This window comes from Alcanivorax sp. 1008, assembly GCF_020667895.1.
Lineage (GTDB): Bacteria > Pseudomonadota > Gammaproteobacteria > Pseudomonadales > Alcanivoracaceae > PGZG01.
In genome coordinates this window covers 1-298 of record NZ_JAFMPS010000115.1, presented here as the reverse complement: position 1 = coordinate 298, position 298 = coordinate 1, and the positions used below count along the sequence as shown (strand labels likewise).

Here is a 298-nt window from a genome sequence, read left to right as displayed (position 1 = left end):
TCTCTAAGAGTCCTGACCATGAAAGAAAAGTAGAATTTATTGATGCATCTGAGCAATTCAAAAAAGGTGACGGTAAGGTTCGTATCCTAGATGATGAAGGAATATTTAAATTATTATCGGAGAACCATAATAAACTAAAGCGTTCAGCTAGTATTGAAGAGGTTTCTAAAAACGGGTTTGACTTATCTGTCAATAGATACGTTTTTGAAGACCTAAACTTATCTCCTACAGAGCAGAGCAAACTTGTTCCTTTAAGAAAACTAGTTAACCTAATACCACGAAAAACTGTAAAGCCAAA

The 298-nt window shown here is 34.2% G+C and carries 1 protein-coding gene; it reads left to right on the top strand.

Annotation, left to right across the window (positions count from 1 at the left end; translation table 11 throughout):
* Positions 1-298 (top strand): N-6 DNA methylase (locus J1C54_RS16530; RefSeq protein ID WP_229150095.1); only part of this gene is annotated, 298 nt, incomplete at both ends.